Origin of the sequence: Butyrivibrio sp. XPD2006 (genome assembly GCF_000420865.1) — a bacterium.
In the GTDB taxonomy this organism is placed as follows: Bacteria; Bacillota; Clostridia; order Lachnospirales; family Lachnospiraceae; genus Butyrivibrio.
In genome coordinates, this window is the sequence record NZ_ATVT01000014.1 from 23632 (window position 1) to 41503 (window position 17872).

The 17872-nt window shown below is 43.7% G+C and carries 13 protein-coding genes; all 13 read right to left on the reverse strand.

Features of this window, described 5'->3' with window-relative positions:
* Positions 1-21 precede the first annotated feature (21 nt).
* Positions 22-4278, reverse strand: a complete 4257-nt coding sequence (locus G590_RS0114370; protein ID WP_242829787.1) for an ATP-binding protein — start codon at positions 4276-4278, stop codon at positions 22-24.
* An 18-nt stretch (positions 4279-4296) separates the two neighbouring features.
* Positions 4297-6432 carry an HD-GYP domain-containing protein gene (locus G590_RS0114375; RefSeq protein ID WP_022766354.1) on the reverse strand — a complete coding sequence of 712 codons (2136 nt, stop codon included), beginning with the start codon at positions 6430-6432 and terminating at the stop codon, positions 4297-4299.
* A gap of 48 nt (positions 6433-6480) precedes the next feature.
* A complete protein-coding gene (locus G590_RS0114380) occupies positions 6481-7092 on the reverse strand; it encodes an Hpt domain-containing protein (protein ID WP_022766355.1) in 612 nt (203 codons plus the stop codon).
* Between the two features lie 85 nt (positions 7093-7177).
* On the reverse strand, positions 7178-7927 hold the full coding sequence (locus tag G590_RS0114385) for a hypothetical protein (protein ID WP_022766356.1): 750 nt from the start codon (positions 7925-7927) through the stop codon (positions 7178-7180).
* On the reverse strand, positions 7924-8637 hold the full coding sequence (locus tag G590_RS0114390; protein ID WP_022766357.1) for a hypothetical protein: 714 nt from the start codon (positions 8635-8637) through the stop codon (positions 7924-7926). The genes G590_RS0114385 and G590_RS0114390 overlap by 4 nt, the downstream gene beginning before the upstream one ends.
* A complete protein-coding gene (locus G590_RS0114395) occupies positions 8634-9455 on the reverse strand; it encodes an ABC transporter ATP-binding protein (RefSeq protein WP_022766358.1) in 822 nt (273 codons plus the stop codon). Before G590_RS0114395 ends, G590_RS0114390 begins: the two co-directional genes overlap by 4 nt.
* Before the next feature lie 15 nt (positions 9456-9470).
* Positions 9471-11576: a M13 family metallopeptidase gene (locus G590_RS0114400; protein WP_022766359.1), complete on the reverse strand. Its 2106-nt coding sequence runs from the start codon at positions 11574-11576 to the stop codon at positions 9471-9473.
* A 126-nt stretch (positions 11577-11702) separates the two neighbouring features.
* The gene (locus tag G590_RS0114405) at positions 11703-13457 is read right to left on the reverse strand and encodes a glycoside hydrolase family 13 protein (protein WP_022766360.1); all 1755 of its coding nucleotides are present in this window, start codon (positions 13455-13457) and stop codon (positions 11703-11705) included.
* A gap of 178 nt (positions 13458-13635) precedes the next feature.
* Positions 13636-15024: a sensor histidine kinase gene (locus G590_RS0114410; protein WP_022766361.1), complete on the reverse strand. Its 1389-nt coding sequence runs from the start codon at positions 15022-15024 to the stop codon at positions 13636-13638.
* Positions 15012-15248: a hypothetical protein gene (locus G590_RS0114415; RefSeq protein WP_196802504.1), complete on the reverse strand. Its 237-nt coding sequence runs from the start codon at positions 15246-15248 to the stop codon at positions 15012-15014. Before G590_RS0114415 ends, G590_RS0114410 begins: the two co-directional genes overlap by 13 nt.
* Positions 15249-15376: 128 nt before the next feature.
* Positions 15377-16243: an NAD(+) diphosphatase gene (nudC, locus tag G590_RS0114420; RefSeq protein WP_022766363.1), complete on the reverse strand. Its 867-nt coding sequence runs from the start codon at positions 16241-16243 to the stop codon at positions 15377-15379.
* A 12-nt stretch (positions 16244-16255) separates the two neighbouring features.
* Positions 16256-17131: a hypothetical protein gene (locus G590_RS0114425; RefSeq protein WP_022766364.1), complete on the reverse strand. Its 876-nt coding sequence runs from the start codon at positions 17129-17131 to the stop codon at positions 16256-16258.
* A 31-nt stretch (positions 17132-17162) separates the two neighbouring features.
* Complete coding sequence (locus G590_RS0114430) at positions 17163-17861, reverse strand: metallophosphoesterase (RefSeq protein ID WP_022766365.1); 699 nt, start codon at positions 17859-17861, stop codon at positions 17163-17165.
* Positions 17862-17872: the final 11 nt, after the last annotated feature.

Here is a 17872-nt window from a genome sequence, read left to right on the forward strand (position 1 = left end):
ATCTCTCCTTTTTATGGAAGTTCACTGATTGACCAGCGCTTCCATCCCTTCCCAATCAAATACTTTAAGCATTTTAGACAGCTCAGTCATTTTATCCTTGTCTTCCTTAGGAAGCTTGTACTCCTTAAGCTGACCAAGGATCATCTCTACTGCATCATAATCCATCTGCGGGATCACATCCCTCAGTGCCCCATATGCATCCTTGAGCTCATCTTCAGGGATCTCCTTCTTGTCTGAATCATCCTCTTGAGCTTCGCTCTCGTCAAGGCGTGCAAGTTTATCCTTGAGTTCAAGATAACCCTTAAGGAGCTCATCATTGTGCATAACGATAAACTCCTTATTCTCCTTATTGCCTGCATCCTCCAGGCTCTCAGCAAGCCTGGACATAGCTGTTGCTCCGATAATCCTGCAGGAGCTCTTAAGGGAATGTACCTTAATGGTATAGAGCCTTATATCCTCTACCTCATATGCATCGCTTATAACCTGATAATTGCCGTCCACAGTCTCATAGAACATATGAAGGGCGTTAATATACTGCGAAATTCCGCCGGAATTCTTAATGCCCTCATCGACATCAATTTCCTTAATGTCATAGATCCACTTAAGCTCCTCCGGGATACTCTCAAGATCTGCCACGGCATCAGCCTGTTCCGGTTTGAGCATAATTTCCTCCGGAAGATGCTTCATAATGGCCTTCTCAAGAGCCATACTGTCTATAGGCTTCGACAGGTAGCCCGTAAAGCCCTTGGACTTATAGAATTCCTCTCCGGCGGTGGCATTGGCTGTAAGGGCATAAACCGGTATATCAGGATCTGTTTCCCTGATATGTCCCACCGTCTCAATTCCGTCCATCTCCGGCATCATATGATCCAGAAGAACCACATTAAACTTGGTACTCTTCATCTTCTCAAGACACTCAGCACCGCTTGTGGCAGTGGTAACGAACATCTTGGTCGCCTTCAAAAGACCCTTGATAACGTTGAGGTTCATCGGATTATCATCAACAACCAGAATATCAGCATCCGGTGCAATAAACTTAGGCACATACGGTCCCTTTGCCTCGGATCCGTCATGTTCCATGAAAAGACCTGTCGGAGTCGGATCAACAATCCTCTGAGGCAGGCAGAGAATAAACTCCGAGCCCTCACCGTATACACTCTCACAGGTCAGGGTTCCACCCATGAGTTCAGTGAATCTTCTGGAAATATCAAGGCCCAGGCCTGTTCCCTGAATTCCGCTGTTTTTCTGCTCATCAAGTCTCTCGTAAGCGGTAAAGAGCTTATCCATATCCTCCGGTTTAACACCTATACCGGTATCCTTGACGGAGAAGCGTATCTTGGCCTCATCGCCATGACGCTCATCCATTGAAACAGACAGAATAACGCCACCCTTACGTGTATATTTTACCGCATTTGTCAGCAGATTTAACACTATCTGCTTGATCTTTCCATCATCACCGTAGAGACGTTTTGGAATAAGCTCGTCCACCACGACATCAAACATCAGCTCTTTTTCAGTACTCTTGACACGGATCATGGAGACAATAGACCGCAGTTGTTCCTGAACATCGTACTCCTGCTCCACAAGATGCATCTTGCCGGACTCAATCTTGGAAATATCCAAAAGGTCATTGATAAGGCCAAGGAGCGTCTCCGATGCATTTCTGATATCAAGGGCATAGTTGACCATGGACATGAAATATCCTCTGGGAACATCCTTAGGATTTTCTCGAAGGATCATCTCGTCCATACCCATAATAGTATTGATAGGTGTACGTATCTCGTGTGAGATATTTGCCAGGAATCTTGTCTTGGCTGTATTTGCACGCTCAGCATCATCTCGCGCCTGTCTGATCTCATCATACTGCCTTCGGATAACAGTACTCTTCATAAATCTCCATACCATCAGGCCTGCAAAAAAAGCTATTAGAATCGTCGTAAGTATCCTGACGATCAAAAGATCATAAAGGCGTGCCTTCTTGTTAATATTTACGGTCTCTTCAAGCACAACATTTTTCTTGGTATGATCCAGAACCTGAATATGAAGCTCATGATTTCCACTGCTCATTCCGGTATACTCAATATCCTGAAGCTTACTTCTTGGAGTCATGAATTCATCCTCTTCATTTCCTTCCATGTAGATCTTTACAGGAGGATCCGTAAGAGAATAATCAAGAACAGAAACAGTTATCTTAACACGACCGCTGCCTGAAGGCAGATTGTACCTGCCCTGCGCATCCGGAAGTATCTTTTTGTCGCCGATATAAACTGATCTGACTTTTGCTTTAACCGACATCTCCTCTTCGAAGAAATGCTTGATATTCACCTTGCACACGCCAAGTCTTCCGGAAAGATAAAGGTTTCCGTCCTTATCCAGGTCACTGTGAGAGTTGGATGTCGGAGTTCCGGTAAGGCCGTTGGCAAGAGTATAAAGCCTGTAGTCCGTTACATTATCGTTAACCATCTCATCAGCATTTACCATGTAAATACCGGCTGATGAGATAACCCAAATATCATCGTCTTCATCAAAGATGATGTCATAGTTGTTTTTATATGGAAATGACGTAACTTCTGTTATGATATCATCCTTGATATACTGAATTGAGTTGGATGTTACCAGCCAGTACAGACCTCTGGTCTCATCCTTTTTGATCCTCATGATGACATCACTTGTAAGACCGTCATCTCTTCCGATCCTTCTGATTCCTGCGCTGCTGATGACATAGATTCCATCTCCGTCAGTCCCCACGTATACCTGTCCGTTATCGCCCTCTTCAATGGCAAGAAATACCGTGTTCTTAATGGCCGGATCATCTGCCACAACGCTTATAACAGCACCATCACGGATTCTGGCAAGGCCTATATTTGTAGCAGCCAGAACAGAGCCATCTTTCGACTGGATGGTACATCTAATTTCATCGCTGGGCATTCCGTTATCTGTGGTAAATTTGGTTATCTCTCCGTCTTTTGAATAGCATACAAGGCCAAGGCCTTTTTCAAATGTCGATATCCAGAGGTTATCGCTGTCGTCCACCATCAGGCAGCGAACCCTGGCACCGCCTATATATTCGGTCAGTTCATTGTCGATAACCCTGCCATCTTTACCAAGAATACTAAGCCCCTGGTTTGATCCGACATAAAGATTCCCATTAAACGTGCATGTAGTATTGACTACATCCCGTTGCAGATCTGTCCTCTGACACATATCAATGAAGTTACTGGTAACCAGCTTCATTGCACCCTGTGTAGATGACGCAACCCAGATATTGCCCTGATAGTCTGAAGTTACCATCTCAATTCCGCTATCAACCGGAAGATCCGTTACCAGATGGAAGCTGTCTTTGAGGTCGAGATATCCTAACTGGTTGATAGATGAAACCCATATCCTTTCGCAGTCATAGTTGAGCCAGTGCACACCGTTAAGTGGAGCAACAGATATATGCGCCATTTTCCCGGCACTCTCACCAAACTGTCCGTAATAAACTTCGCTTCCCTCAGTGCCTATATAAACATATCCGGCTCTATCAGGATCTGTCAGGATATTCGAGATCCTGTTTTCCATTCCCAGCTCCTGACTGCTGAAGCACTGTGTTACCATCTTATCTTCAATGCTAAAGACAAATCCGTTCTTGGTCTGTCCGTATACGATGCCTTCAGAATCAGTATTAAGGCTCAGAACCCTCTCTTCATTTATCCTTGCATCATAGATTTCGTGTATGGTCAGCTTGGAATCCGCATAGCATACACCCGCAGTTGTTCCTATATAGACATTACCCTCTTTATCTTCTGTGAAAACTCTGATAGAGGAAGAAGGAAGACCATCCTTATAGGTGATCCATGTCACCTTTTCGCCGTCAAGTACGACGACGCCGTTATCATTAGTTCCAACCCATATCCTGTCCTGGCTGTCTTCAAACAATCCTCTTCCGCTGGTAAGTCCCTCAGATGAGGTGATTTTCTCAAACACTGTGCCATCGTAGCGTATGATTCCACCATAACTTCCTATCCAGACATATCCGTCGCTGGAACCCAGAATATAGTTGGCATCAGAAGTAGGAAGGCCATTTGTTGCATCATAAATAGTCGTGGCATATCCAACTGAACCGATCTGCCCCGTTACAGCATAGCCTCCACCCAATTTAGGCGTATTATCCGCGTCATTTGTCTCCTGCTGAGCACTTCCTTCTGTGGCAAAAGACATTACAGATGAAGCACACGCAAGCAAAACAAACATCAGCGCACCAAGAGAAGCCGCTATGAAGTTTTGAATTCTTTTCATCTTCATCATGCTGCTCCTTTATAAATCTCTGTTGTATTTCTTCAAAATAACCTTGACCTCAGGCAGATTGTCCATAAAGACTTCTACACACTTGGGGTCAAACTGTGTTCCCGAACCTTCGTTGATGATAGACAAAGCCTTGTCCAAATCAAAAGCCGGCTTATATACTCTCGGTGAAGTAAGAGCATCGAATACATCCGCAACAGCCATAATACGGGCTGAAAGAGGAATAACCTCTCCGTGCAGACCATCAGGATATCCCTTGCCGTCCCATCTCTCGTGGTGATAGGCTGCCATATTTCTGGCTTCTTTCAGGTAGTTTTCTCCCATTACGGTACTGATGGCATCTTCCATGATCTTCTTGCCGGAAGTAGTATGAGTCTTGATGATCTCAAACTCTTCATCAGTAAGCTTGCCCGGCTTGTTGAGAACGGCGTCGGGAATATTGATCTTACCGATATCATGAAGAGGCGCAGAACGTATTACATCGGAAATAAACTTTGCATCAATCTTCTCTGCGTAATACCCCTTCTTCTGCAGTCCTTCCACTATTATCTTTACATAAGCAGCAGTCTTCTGAATATGGGCACCTGTATCGGAATCCCTGTTCTCGACCATGTCCGCCATAGTAATGATAAGTCCGTCCTGCATCCTGGCTGTAGTGTCGGACAATCGTCTCAGATCTCGCATCTGCTCAGACAGATTCAAAGTCATAGTGCAGATAGAATTGTAAAGCTGCTCAACCTCATCTTTAGTTTCAATATGAAGCGCCCTGATACTTCTGACATTTTTATCCAGCTGTTCCTGCTCATAGCCGAGGTTTGCGAAATTATCTACACACTTAGCCATACTCCTGATGGGATATACCATTGTCACATTGGTAACCCAAAGATTATGAGCAATTACCAGGATGAAAAAGCCAAGGAGTATGAAGAAAGCTTTAATTGAAAAGCTCTTTAAATAGCTCTGCATATTGGTTATGGAAACATCTGCTACGCCATAACAGGCGACATGCCCGTTATCATCCTTTATCGGATAAAAAATAGATCTGGTCCAGTGATTGATACTTCCGTGCTCAAGCGGCTCTATATTCTCTCCCGCGAGAAACTGTGGCAGATGCTCACGAAAATCCTCGTCATATTCGAGTTTGGCCGGTATTATCTCAACGCCATCCCCATCAAGATTAAATATTCTGCGACCTGCATCCTTTTCAAATTTAACGAAGAACAAAGTCTCTACCGACTGCGAATGACTTTTGATCTTTCGCAAAATAGCCTCTGTCTCGGCATACCCCTCTGCGCCTTCCCCGGCAGCAATATAATCATTGATCCTGGCAGGGTCTATGACATCAGCAGAGAGTTTGAGTACATTTAAAGCCTCAATAGTCTTCTCTTGCTTGGTGTTATTAAAGTACAAGCCAAACCCGATCCATCCCGTTACAGCTATCAGGAGCAGGGATGTGGAAATAACAATGGAAGTGGTCCTATTGCCCATACTGTGCGCGGTGCCTTTGCCCCATTGCTTAAGATCCGATAGTTCTTCACTGCTAAGCGGCTTCTGTTTCCAGTTCCCCCGCTCATACTTCTGCTTGACACTCTCCGGAATTATCTTTAAAAGAATCCACGCAATAACGGCAGATATGCCCTTATCCAGGATATTTCTTAGTATGGTGTACAGGTAATAAGCCAGGAACAGATTGCCCCCGATAGAAGATGCGAAAACTGTGGTGGGATCAGTATTTTTGGCTATCTGAGCGCCATCCAGAAGATTCCAGTTTATAACAGTACTTACAGTGGCAGAAGTAAATGCCACCGAAGCGATATAGATCAGTATGTATTTTATTCTTTTAAAAGGGAATTTTCTGACATACCAGGCCGTGAATATGGCTACGATTGCATTAAGAAAGCCAAAATAAATCGCATTCTGGTTGAAGATGCCGCAGATCGCGTTGGTCATTACCGCGGTGAATATTCCGGGAAACAGACCTCCCACCACTGCGACAGTAATGGTGCCGACTGTATCAAGAAACATGGGCATGCCCAATTTTCCCATCACAAAAGCAAGCAAAACATTGACCGTTATTCCGATCAGTGCAAGCAGAATTCTGGTTCGGGCTCCGCCTTTTGTTGAACTGGGATATTTGTATTCAGCCATGATTCACCATTCGCAAAAACAAGAGTACGATAAAGCGCACGTCTATTATCATTTTACCATAACCAGTGCTTCTATACCGTCCCAATCAAAATTTCTTAACAGTTTTTCTAAATATTTAACCTTTTTTTCATCATCTGCAGGCATTGAATACTCATTTAACTCTGAGAGTACCATTTCCACTGCCTCGTAATCCATCTGTGGAGCAAATTCTGCAATAGCATTAAATGCATTTGCAAGTTCTCCTGCAGAGATGGCAGGCTTATCAATATTAGTGACCATGTCTGTATTGCTGACCGTTTCAATGGGTGCGAGCTTTTCCTTGAACGAACCACATATTTCCAGTAGTTCAGGGGTTTTTCCTTTGATCTTTTCAAGATCATTTACATTTCCGGCGTTTTCAAGCTCCTCCGCCAGTTTCGAGAGCTCTTTTGCCCCCATTATCCTGGCCGTGCTCTTGAGAGAGTGTACCTTGATGGTGTAATTCTCGATATCTCCGCTGTCAAAAGAGTCCCTTATCTCCCGGATCCTGTTCTCAAGGGTGTCAAAAAAAGTTCTGACAAACTTGATATACAGCTCAGGTTTACCGCAGTTCTCTATACCCGACGCCGGGTCAATGCCCTCCACATCGCTCATCCATTTCAATCGTTCAGGTAGTTCCATTGCCTATTCCTCTCAGTTGATCTTAGTACCAATATATAATAATAAGATATTTATATGATTAATGCTAATAAAACTAAGACGAATTTTAGAACTCAAGCTCCTTTCTCCTGAAGATGAGCAATGTTATCCCCAACGCTCCGAGGATGTATATCAGCACTGTCAGCAAAATATATCCAAGTCCGCCTGTATAATCTCCCATAATGAAATTCGAGCTCGCAACAGACATCATACCTGCGACGTAGTATCTCTCTGCGTGGTACTTGGAGAGGTTGGTAAGCTGTAAGATCAGCTCAAGGGAAACAGGTATTATGATCTGGAATGTAAGGTACGCAAACAAGCCTACTGCCGCATTTTCCGAAAGGAAATAGAAGAAGGCCGCTATTGTAACATAGGCAATTGTCTCAAAAAATCCAACTATAAATGTCACGATCAGGAACCTGTTTTCAATTGGGGCAAATGTCGCTCCAAATACAGCCTTAAGCACATAAACATAGATAATGGTAATGATCTGCATAAGCAAAGTCATAACGCAAAGATCAAGGAATTTTCCGAAGACAAATTTATCTCTGGATAATCCCCTTCCTATTACCCCTATCATGACCATGGATTTAAACTCATCAGCATATATTCCAAGAAGTGCTGCAAATCCTATTATCGTCATTGCAAAAGAATGCAATCCCGCAAGCTTACTTAGGACACCAAAGCTTTTATCCGGGGTTTTATCCAGTGAGGTGACAATAGAAACGGTCTCAAATATGAACCATGCTACAAGCAGTATCCATGGGAGTATTTTGACAAGGACACGCTTTAGATCGGCTTCAAGTAGTCTTCTCATAGATCCATCTCCCTTCTGTCAAATGTCGCAACATTGATGGCCACAACAATAGCAAGATAAATAAGTGCCGGTATGATAGTGATCCCAAAGTTTCCAGCCTGGAAATCGGCAAAAGAGGAATCCAAAAGGCCCAAATAACTCATATCATAAACCGGGAGCTTAAATCTATCCTGAACCACCTTTAAAAGCCCCGATCCAACAGCTCCTGCCAGCACCAATACCAGCATGCCTCCGGCAGCACTCATTGTCAGGAAAAGAACCAGTGACGCCAGTGCCATTATTCCAAGTCCTCTAATGACGCAGAACAGGCAAAACAGAAGCAGAAACGCGTTCTGTTTGGGAGATATCGGAAGACCTGATATGACATTCTTTACCAGTGCGGCACAAAACAGGATAAGATACGTCCCGCAGTACAGCAAAAATGCATCTTTGAGTTTGGTAAGCACGATCTTCCTGCGCTCCATTCCCATTCCTATCATGCTTATCATGATCCCGCTCTTTATCTCGTCAGAATAAACCGAGAGGAAAATCGGAATACTTAGGAATATAAGGCCTATGTTTCCAAACAATTGCTTGTACAGATCCATCTGAGCTGCTGATGTATCAGCGGCATCCTTAAACAGTATAAAAACTGTAAGTAGAATCACAAGCACGTACATTGACGGCTTAGCTATTATCCTTTTTAAATCTGCTTTCATTAGTCTGTTCATTGATTTGAACCTCCGATCAGCCTGAAGTAAACATCCTCAAGGGAAGACTTCTCAGTAATCTCACGCATTACCTTGATTCCGTTTTCTTCCAGGACTTTCTTGGCCTTTTCAATGTCATCCACCGCAATTTCAACTGCAGGCTGATTTTCCTGAAGATCCTGCTGTGTGATCTCTTTTACAACATAACCCTCATTGACTATTCCAAATCTGTCTGCTGTATGCTCAAGTTCGCCCAGGATGTGGGATGATATAATAACCGTCATTCCAAATTCATCGCGGAGTTTCTTGACCAGATTACGGATATCGGCAATACCCTGGGGATCGAGTCCGTTGGTGGGTTCGTCCAGGATAAGGATATCAGGGTTTCCAAGAATAGCATTTGCTATCCCAAGTCTCTGCTGCATACCAAGGGAGAAGGATTTAACAGGCTTATTGACACCTTTAAGTCCAACTATCTCAAGAACCCTTGCAATCTCCTGCTTACGCTCTTTTCTGGGTATTCCCTTAACAGTAGCAAAGTACTTAAGGTTCTTTTCCGCATTGAGATAATTGTAGAATCTGCATCCAACCAGGAAGCCTATCTTGCTTCTGTTCTTAAAAAGCTCCTTTCTGTTGGTAGATCCCACAATAGATATGTTTCCTGAGTTTACCTCGGACAGGCCCAGGATCATCTTAAAGATCGTGGTCTTACCTGCGCCGTTTCTGCCCACAAGGCCGTAGATATCGCCCTTGTTTACCTGCATATTTACGTTTTTCAACACTTCGTGTTTGCCATAGGCTTTATTTACATTTTCCAGTTTAATTACAGCTTCGCTCATCTTATATCCTCCCTATCACCAAACCGCGATCCTTTTTTCAGGCTCGAGATACATGCCATCGCCTTCAACTATTCCGTATGTCTCATAAAACTTATCAAACTGCTGTAAACCTACATTTATTCTGTAGAAAGCAAGAGGATGAACGTCTCCTGAGAAATAGTTCTTTTCCGCTTCCACAGGAATGTTTACTCTCCAAAGCCGTGCATAGGAAGTAAAGTACAGATCGTAGTCAAAATCAGGAACCTTGGATGCCAGATAGAGAGTTGCTCTCAGGCCTCCCATATCGGCAGTGGCTTCTCCGGTGAGGTTTGATCCTTTATATAAACCGGAACCCGGGAATGGTGTAAAGGTTGAATAATATGAAGCAACTTTGTCGTTGAGATCGGAAAATGCCACCTGATCCTTATAAGGCATCCAGGAATTCTTTATACCATCCTTGTCGTAAAGAGCTCCGTTTCTGTCAAAGCCGTGAGTGATCTCATGACCTACTATGACGCTAAGTCCCGCAAGCTTCTCTTCATAAGTCATATCAGGAGAATAGCTGTAAGGCTCACATATTCCGGCACAAATGTACATTCCGTTGGTCGCAGGGTTGTAAAACGCATTTATTGTGGTTGTGGATGTGCCTTTTGCTATCGGATCCCAGTAATCTTTACTAAATTTCTGTTCCGAGAGAAACGCTCTGTGATGCATTAAATATCTCTGCATTGCGTAGTAGGCATCCAAAAAACTTCCACCCTCTTCTTTTGACTTGAACGGAGTCCTGCTGTAATCAAGCACCTCAAAGCTCTGGTAAGCTATGTGTATCCCTATATTATTCAACTTTTCAAGGCATAAAGCTTTACCCTCGTCAGAAAGCCAGGGTTCCTCTGCAAAGATTACGTTATATGCGCCGATAACGTCCTCTGCCAGTTTCTTCAGCTCAGCTGTGGTTGCATCATCGAAATAGTTTTCAACATAAGTTTTATTTAGTGCTCCCAGCATCGCAGTCTGACCGATATAATAATCAAACTGCAGCGCGTCTTCACGCTGCTGCTCCGTCTGACCAACGTCAATAGGCTGCGAGGTTTTGGATTTGCTGAATTCACTTATTGTTTCTAATGTGGTCCTGTCAAGACAAAATGAGCTTTCAATGCAATAATTAACTATCAGATAATCCTTGATTTTTTCCAGATTACCCTTATTACAGAGCCTCTCAAGTCTCTTTGTATAAAACTCCTGAATGACCAGATATTCTGCATTGGAGAATCCCCAGGCATCCAGAAGATCAAGAAGCGGGAAATCGCCTGCAATTTTCGCCGCCTCATCCCTGGTCTTTGTACTCTTTACAAAATCCTCAAAATTCATATCTATGGTAGCAGAAGCAACTTTTTTCTCCCACTTAAGACAGTTCTTAAGGATCTTTCTCGCATCTCTCTCTGTATAACCAAGCTGCTCCAGCATGTACAGAACTTCGTTCTCTACTGCTTCGTACATCTCAAGCGCTGATGCTGAATTAAGCTTGTCATAAAAAGACTGCCCGTTCTCGGCCTGCAGAGAAAGCTTCGGGGCACCTATCAGTGTAAGATTGATATCGGGGTACTGTTCAATATGATATGAATCCATTACGTCCACCGCTATCGGTGCCAGTGCAAGTGGATTCCTTTCAAGATCACCAAAGAATGCATACAGATCATCCATGCTGCTGATGGATTCAATGTCTGCGATATAGGGCTTTAGAGGTTCTACGCCCTGACTGTTTCTATAATCCCAGTCTGAAGAAAGCGCATAGTACTTTCTGAGTACTTCCGCTTCTTCACCGGGGATGGATTCATCCGTAGCGGCTTTTTTCATCTTTTCAGTGACCTGATCAGAAATGTTCTGAAAAACGCCGTAGTAATTATCTCCTATTTCCTGCTTCCACGCCTTATTTTTGGCCGCTGCAAAATCATCCTGTGGACGGTACTCTACATCTGCCTTTACCGAGTCAATTAGATCAGAGTCCACCCACCCCTTGTTCAGCGCAGCATCCAGCCGTTCCTGAAAACTGCCTCCCGCAGCCTCCTGTGAGCCTGCAGAACACGCAGTCAGGACAACGGCCATCACCAGCGAAAGCATTACTGTCGTCGGTCTTTTCTTCATTAGCCCTACTCCTCTCGTTACCGTGTCATTTTAAAAACTTAATACATCTCCTGTTTATCATTATAATATATGTTTGTACACGATATTTCCTAAAAGAGTATAAACTTTTGAATCAGTAGGGCTTTTTCACTTTTTAAGTATCAGCACCCCGTTTGGTCCCAGCTTTCCATCATTCCATTTTCTGGAATATACAACTCCCTCAAACCCACTGATATCAATATCTACCGCGGTCTCCTCACAGTTGAGATAAACCTGAATGCTCTCATTTTCCCCTATCTTGGTAAAAGAGATCACCCTCTTCTCCTCAATATCGTTGGGGAAATGGAAATTTCTGCTCTTGCAGGACTGCAAAGTCTTTCTCATGTTGATAAGGCGCTTTATCTCTGAGATTTCGACATCTCTTTTACCCGCATCAATCTCATCCCATGGCATGCAGCGTCTGCAATCAGGGTCGTAAGAGCCCTCCATTGCCACCTCGGTACCATAATAGATGCAGGGACTGCCCGGCATAGTGAACAAAACAGCAAGCTGCTGGTAAAAGATATCTATGTTGTGCCCTGCTTTATCCAGAAGCCTGTTGGTATCGTGCGAGTCCAGAAGGTTGAACAAAACATCGTTCACCTGCGCATAATACATGGTAAAGCATCTGTTTATGTCGTATTCAAAGGACTCACGTCCTCTGCTCTTGTATACCCAGAAGTCAGAAATAGCCGTAGTCAGGGGATAATTCATGACAGAATCATACTCATCTCCTCGCAGCCACGAGATCGAATCGTGCCAGATCTCGCCAAGAAGGTAGAAATCATCCTTCATGTGACAGGTCATGTATCTCACAGCCTTAAGGAATGAATGTGAGACCTCGTTTCCGACATCAAATCTAAGGCCGTCGATATTGAAGGTCTCGATCCAGAACCTGATGATATCCAGAAGATAGTCCTGAACCTTGGGATTATTGGTATTGAGCTTGGGCATATATTCTGCAAAAGCAAAAGAGTAATACCTTCCATCCCTTGTATCTCTTCCCTTCTCAAGAGGCCACTTGTTTATCATGTACCAGTCGGCATATTCAGACTCCTGCCCCTTCTCCAGAATGTCCTGCCACATGGGATGATCGATGCCCGTATGGTTAAATACCGCATCCAGCATGACTCTGATGCCCATTTCATGAGCCTCATCCACCAGCGCACGAAGATCATCATTGGTACCGAACTGAGGATCAACCTTTTTGTAATCCCTGGTATTGTATTTATGGTTACTGTGCGCCTCAAATATAGGATTTAAGTATATTCCGGTGATGCCAAGGTCTCTGAGATATGGCAATCTGTCTCTTATACCCCTGATATCTCCGCCGTAGTAATCATGAAAGCCGACCTCCCCTGTCTGCCAGGCCATAACGCCCTCAGGGTCTATGCTCTTGTCACCGTTGCAGAACCTCTCCGGAAAGATCTGATACCACACAGTATCGTTGACCCAGGCAGGTGTCTTGCATACATCCGCAGAGTTCATCCAGGGCATGATGAAGTATGAAAGGGTCTTGCCCTCAGTATTCATCTCTTCCTCGGTATAAAAGCCATCCTCGAAGAAGTACATGATTTCCTCGCCTGCATGAAGCTCAAAATAATACTTGCACCTCTTATATTCAGGGCGTAGTGTTGTGGTCCACCAGATATGATCCTTGAGCCTTTTCTTGAAGCATATTTCTTCCTTCTTTCCGCTCCAGCGCTCATTTCCGCCCATTATTCCGGCGTCATACGGATCTCCGTAGTAGATATATACTTTATCCACATCATATCCGGTTTTGATATTGATGATAAGCTGCTCCGAATCTAACGGATAGCAGTACTGTTCTGACATTCGATGGTAAATTGCACTTAAAAACATAGGCATCTCCTTTCGGAAAACGTTTTCCGTAACAAAGACACTATATCTTATTCTTTTTCAAATTGCAACCCGAATATACAAAAACCGCTCCTTACGATATTGTAAGGAACGGCGTGATTTTATATGTGCCATATATGTTATATATCTTATTTAACATTTCTATTCTTCGGGATAGTAATTACAGCTGTTGTTCCCTCTCCTTTTTTTGCTGTCGTATTCCAGCTTTCCTCCAAAGTGCGCCAGCGTTATTTTTCTTTTTAGGAATAATAATCTCTACTGTTGTCCCTTTCCCCGGCTCTGAAATAACATTCATTTCAGAATTCTTCATGATTCTAAGCCTGCTTCTTACATTTTTGATTCCAATCATATCGTTATCATGTTCACTCCGGGCATTGTATTCGTTAACATTAAACCCAACACCATTGTCAGCAATGATCAATTTGACAAATCCATAGCCATCCTCTGTCCTTATTGTGATGACACCGGGGTCATCTGGAGTCTTTTTGCAAACACCGTGTTTTATGGCATTTTCAACCAGAGGCTGAACTGTAAGCGGAGGGATTTCAAAGTTGGCGACTTCTATGTCATACTCTACGACAAACCTGTCACCAAAACGCGCTTTCTCAATTTCGAGGTATACATTGGTATGATCAAGTTCTTTTGTAAAAGGAATTGGTTTACCCGAGTCAATGGACCCGATATCCGTCCGCAAATACTCTGACAGATTACTGATGAGCTTTTTGGCCTGTGATACGTCCTTGTCACACAGGACATAGATAGAATTCAGTGCATTATACAAAAAATGCGGTTTTATCTGAGAAATAGCGATCTGAGTCTGCATGTCCTCCAATATCCTGTCCTGGTTTTCGATCATTATTCTCTGTTCCACCAGTTTCTGAGTATTATAAGTAACCGCCTGCCCAAAGAGTATGGCGGATGCTATGATGATCGCTATATTTGAGAGGGAGAATCCATATATAAAAATCTGCAGGATAGTTGCAAGCAGTGGCAGAAGTATGAAGCTCATGATGGCCAGAAAGCGCCTTCTCTCCAAATATCTCCTCTTAACAATGAGATAGATAATATTCCCTGCAACCTCGATCAATATGAGAGCAGACCACCAGCCAAATCCCACGCCTCGCCGGTAAAGATTTGTATCCGGGTCAATGCTGAAAATGAAGTTCCTGGACTGCGTTATCATGTAAAACAGGCAGTTGTATGCACCAATTCCGCCTATTATCATCAAAATCCGGTTATTTCTGTACTCTTCTTCTATAGAGTACATAGTGTAGGCTATAACTGCCACCGGCAAAAATGCATTACATAAAATTGCAATATAGTTGGAAAAAACCAGAATCGAATAAGAAAAATATCCGGGAACGCCTCTGAAGAACCAGGCAGCCGCATCAAAGAAGAGCATCACCCCCACAATCAGCTCTAAAGCTCCCAGGGTGCGATACTGTTTTCGTATTACAGATTTGCTGAGATAGAGGTAGATTGCAACAGCATATGCAAAAAAGCTACCCCATAATTCCAGGCAGGTATACAGATACTTTAATTCCGGCACTTCTCTTCCTCCAATATGGAGATCCTGTCTTCACCCCAGCTGTACTGAGACATGTACTCTCCATGGAACGCGCGCTTTTCTACTTCCCCACCGTTTTTAAAATCATATAGATCACACTTAACCTTATTCACATCTACTCCAAGCATTCCTCGCTGCTTGAGCAGAACATCTTCTATTCCGCTTTTCTTAAAGGTATTTGTAAGGTCAGATTGAAGGTTTCTCATTTTTGAATACAGACGGTTTTTCGAAATTTCATGTACTACATATATAGTATATCGTCTTTTGAGGGCAAAATAAACAGGAGACCCAAAGGTCTCCTGCCAAAAATCCAAATTATTCCTCTTTCGTTATTTTAGACAGTTCCTCCGTACCCATGCTCCTTAAAAAGCTTCATCATCTCATTGGTAAGGCTGTAGTCCATTGGCTGAAGAACTATCTCCTCAGGCAGGTTCCACTCAGCGTATTTAAGCTCCTGATCATCCATCTTAATCTCAGTATCGCCGGTCACGTCACAGAAAAATCCTGCAAGTACATCACTCGCCATACCCCAGGGCTGAGACTTGTAATACCTGATATTGGTGACCTTAAGCCCCACTTCTTCCATGACTTCGCGCTTTACAGTCTCCTCGAGTGTCTCTCCAATCTCTGTAAAGCCCGCCACCAGCGCATTGTGTCCAAATCCTGTCCTGTATTTGGTAAGCACCAGCCTGTTGCTCTCTTTGTCCGTAACCCCGATAATAACTGCGGGATTTATTCTCGGATAAATCTTATTGCCACACTTGGGGCACACTCTGGCTCTCTCTGCCTTGTCATTGACGTTCTCACTGCCGCATTTCCCGCAGAATCTTGTCACATCGTACCACTCTGCAAGGTGAAGCGCCGTAAAGGCTGCATACACATAGTGTTTAGGTAAAAAGAACTTGCTCCTGACCTTGGAAAAATCTGTAAATGAAAAGCGGGATCTGTCATATGAAAGTCCTGCAGCATTTCCCAAAAACAGAAAGAACATCTCATCTCCTATCCCGAATATATACACCAGATCTGATTCAGCAGCTCCCTCAAGCTCAGAAAGATGAGGATATGCTATTTCCCCGGTCTCTTCGTTAACCGCAAGCAAAAAGCTCTTTTCCGAATAAACCACAACCGGGCTATCATCATCTGCCTTAATATTCGGATCATAATGATTATTCAGCTGTAATGGATTTATATCCTGTATCATTGGCAAACCTCGTCAGTCAAAATCTGCATATTCATCAGACTCATCATATTCGTCACGACCACGGTGTCTGTCACCGTTACCTGACTTCTTTTTCATTATAAGGTGATATATCTGGCGCCCGTGGTGCAGTACAAAAACTGCAGCCAGAAGGAATATGTGTGTATAGAATACTCCTACTATATAATAATTGCGCTCTAAAAGATATCCGGCAGTAAATCCAAAGAAGCTCATGCCTCCTGAAATCGCCAGGCCCAGCACCAGAAGCGGGGTTCTGACAATAGTTCTTTTCATGCATGCCAGAAAGTCCATAAAGGATGCGTCAAAGTACACGAAACGTCCAACCATAAGGCCCAGATAATACATCATTACCGGGCTGTACTCACTCTCATCTCCGATAACATTGAGATAAAGCAGCACAACAATTGCATAGAACATGCCAAGCATCCTTACAGATGCGATCTGGTCTCTGGAAAGCCCTTTTATGGGTATTAAGAATTTATCAAGAAGCGTATTGAGCACACAGGAGAGGCAGATCATCAGAAGAAGTACGAAATCCTTCCAGTTCTCCCAGGCATATAGAAAAGTTCCTAAAAGTCCCGCATGATATGACCCGTGATACAGGTTGTACACATGGTTCAGTACTACATATGCACAGGCAAAAGACATTACAGAGGTGGCAGAAATTATCAGCTCGTAGAAGTATTCGGACATTCTGTAATAGTTGTCCTTACGGCGTCTTTCTGCACTTCTTCCCTTTCCCGGTTCAGCTATCCTGTTCCAGGCAAGGATCAAAAGATTACCGATCACAATGGCTATCAGAGCCACCAGGAAAAAGATCAGTTTTTTAGGCCACGTAAAATCCGGATTGATATAAGCTTCGATTGTCATTTCTATTCACGTCCTTTTATATTCAATATGATCAGTCCATGACCTTCATGGGCTTAAATTTCAAATAATCTCCGGAAACCAGACTGTACCTGACTCCGTCAACTTTGCCAAGCAAGCTGTCATGGAACCTTTCTTCTCCGTGACAGTGGGCATATATCACCTGCTCTACACCGTAGGCCTTAGCCATAAAGGTGAACCGGCTTGTCTTTTCTCCGATCCCGGTAGGCGGATAGTGAAGAAACATCACAAATTTCTCGTATCCGTCAGCCCTTGCTGCTTCAAAGGACTCTTTTAACCGCTTTGCCTCACGCTCTACCAGCATGGCTGCATGTTCACGGGTATCGAACCCCTCGTAGCAGTATCCTTTGGTTCCAACCAGGGCATAGTCTCCATACGGGTAGTAATTATTCTGTAAAAAGAAAAGACGACCCTTGTACTTCTCATTGAGGCGATTTGTTTTTTTGGCTTGCCAGAAGGTATCATGGTTCCCTCTGATAAGGACCTTTTTGCCCGGCAGATCCTCAATAAACTGAAGATCCAGCTGACAGTCCTCAAGCTTCCTGCCCCAGCTATGGTCTCCCACCAGCACCAGGGTATCGTCATCGGTTATGAACTTGTTGCAGTTTTTGTCGATCTGCTTGTCGTGATTTCTCCAGACCTTGCCAAAGATATCCATGTTTTTGTCGGACTGGAAGGAAAGATGCAGATCCCCCATGGCATATAAAGCCATCTTGTTTCTCC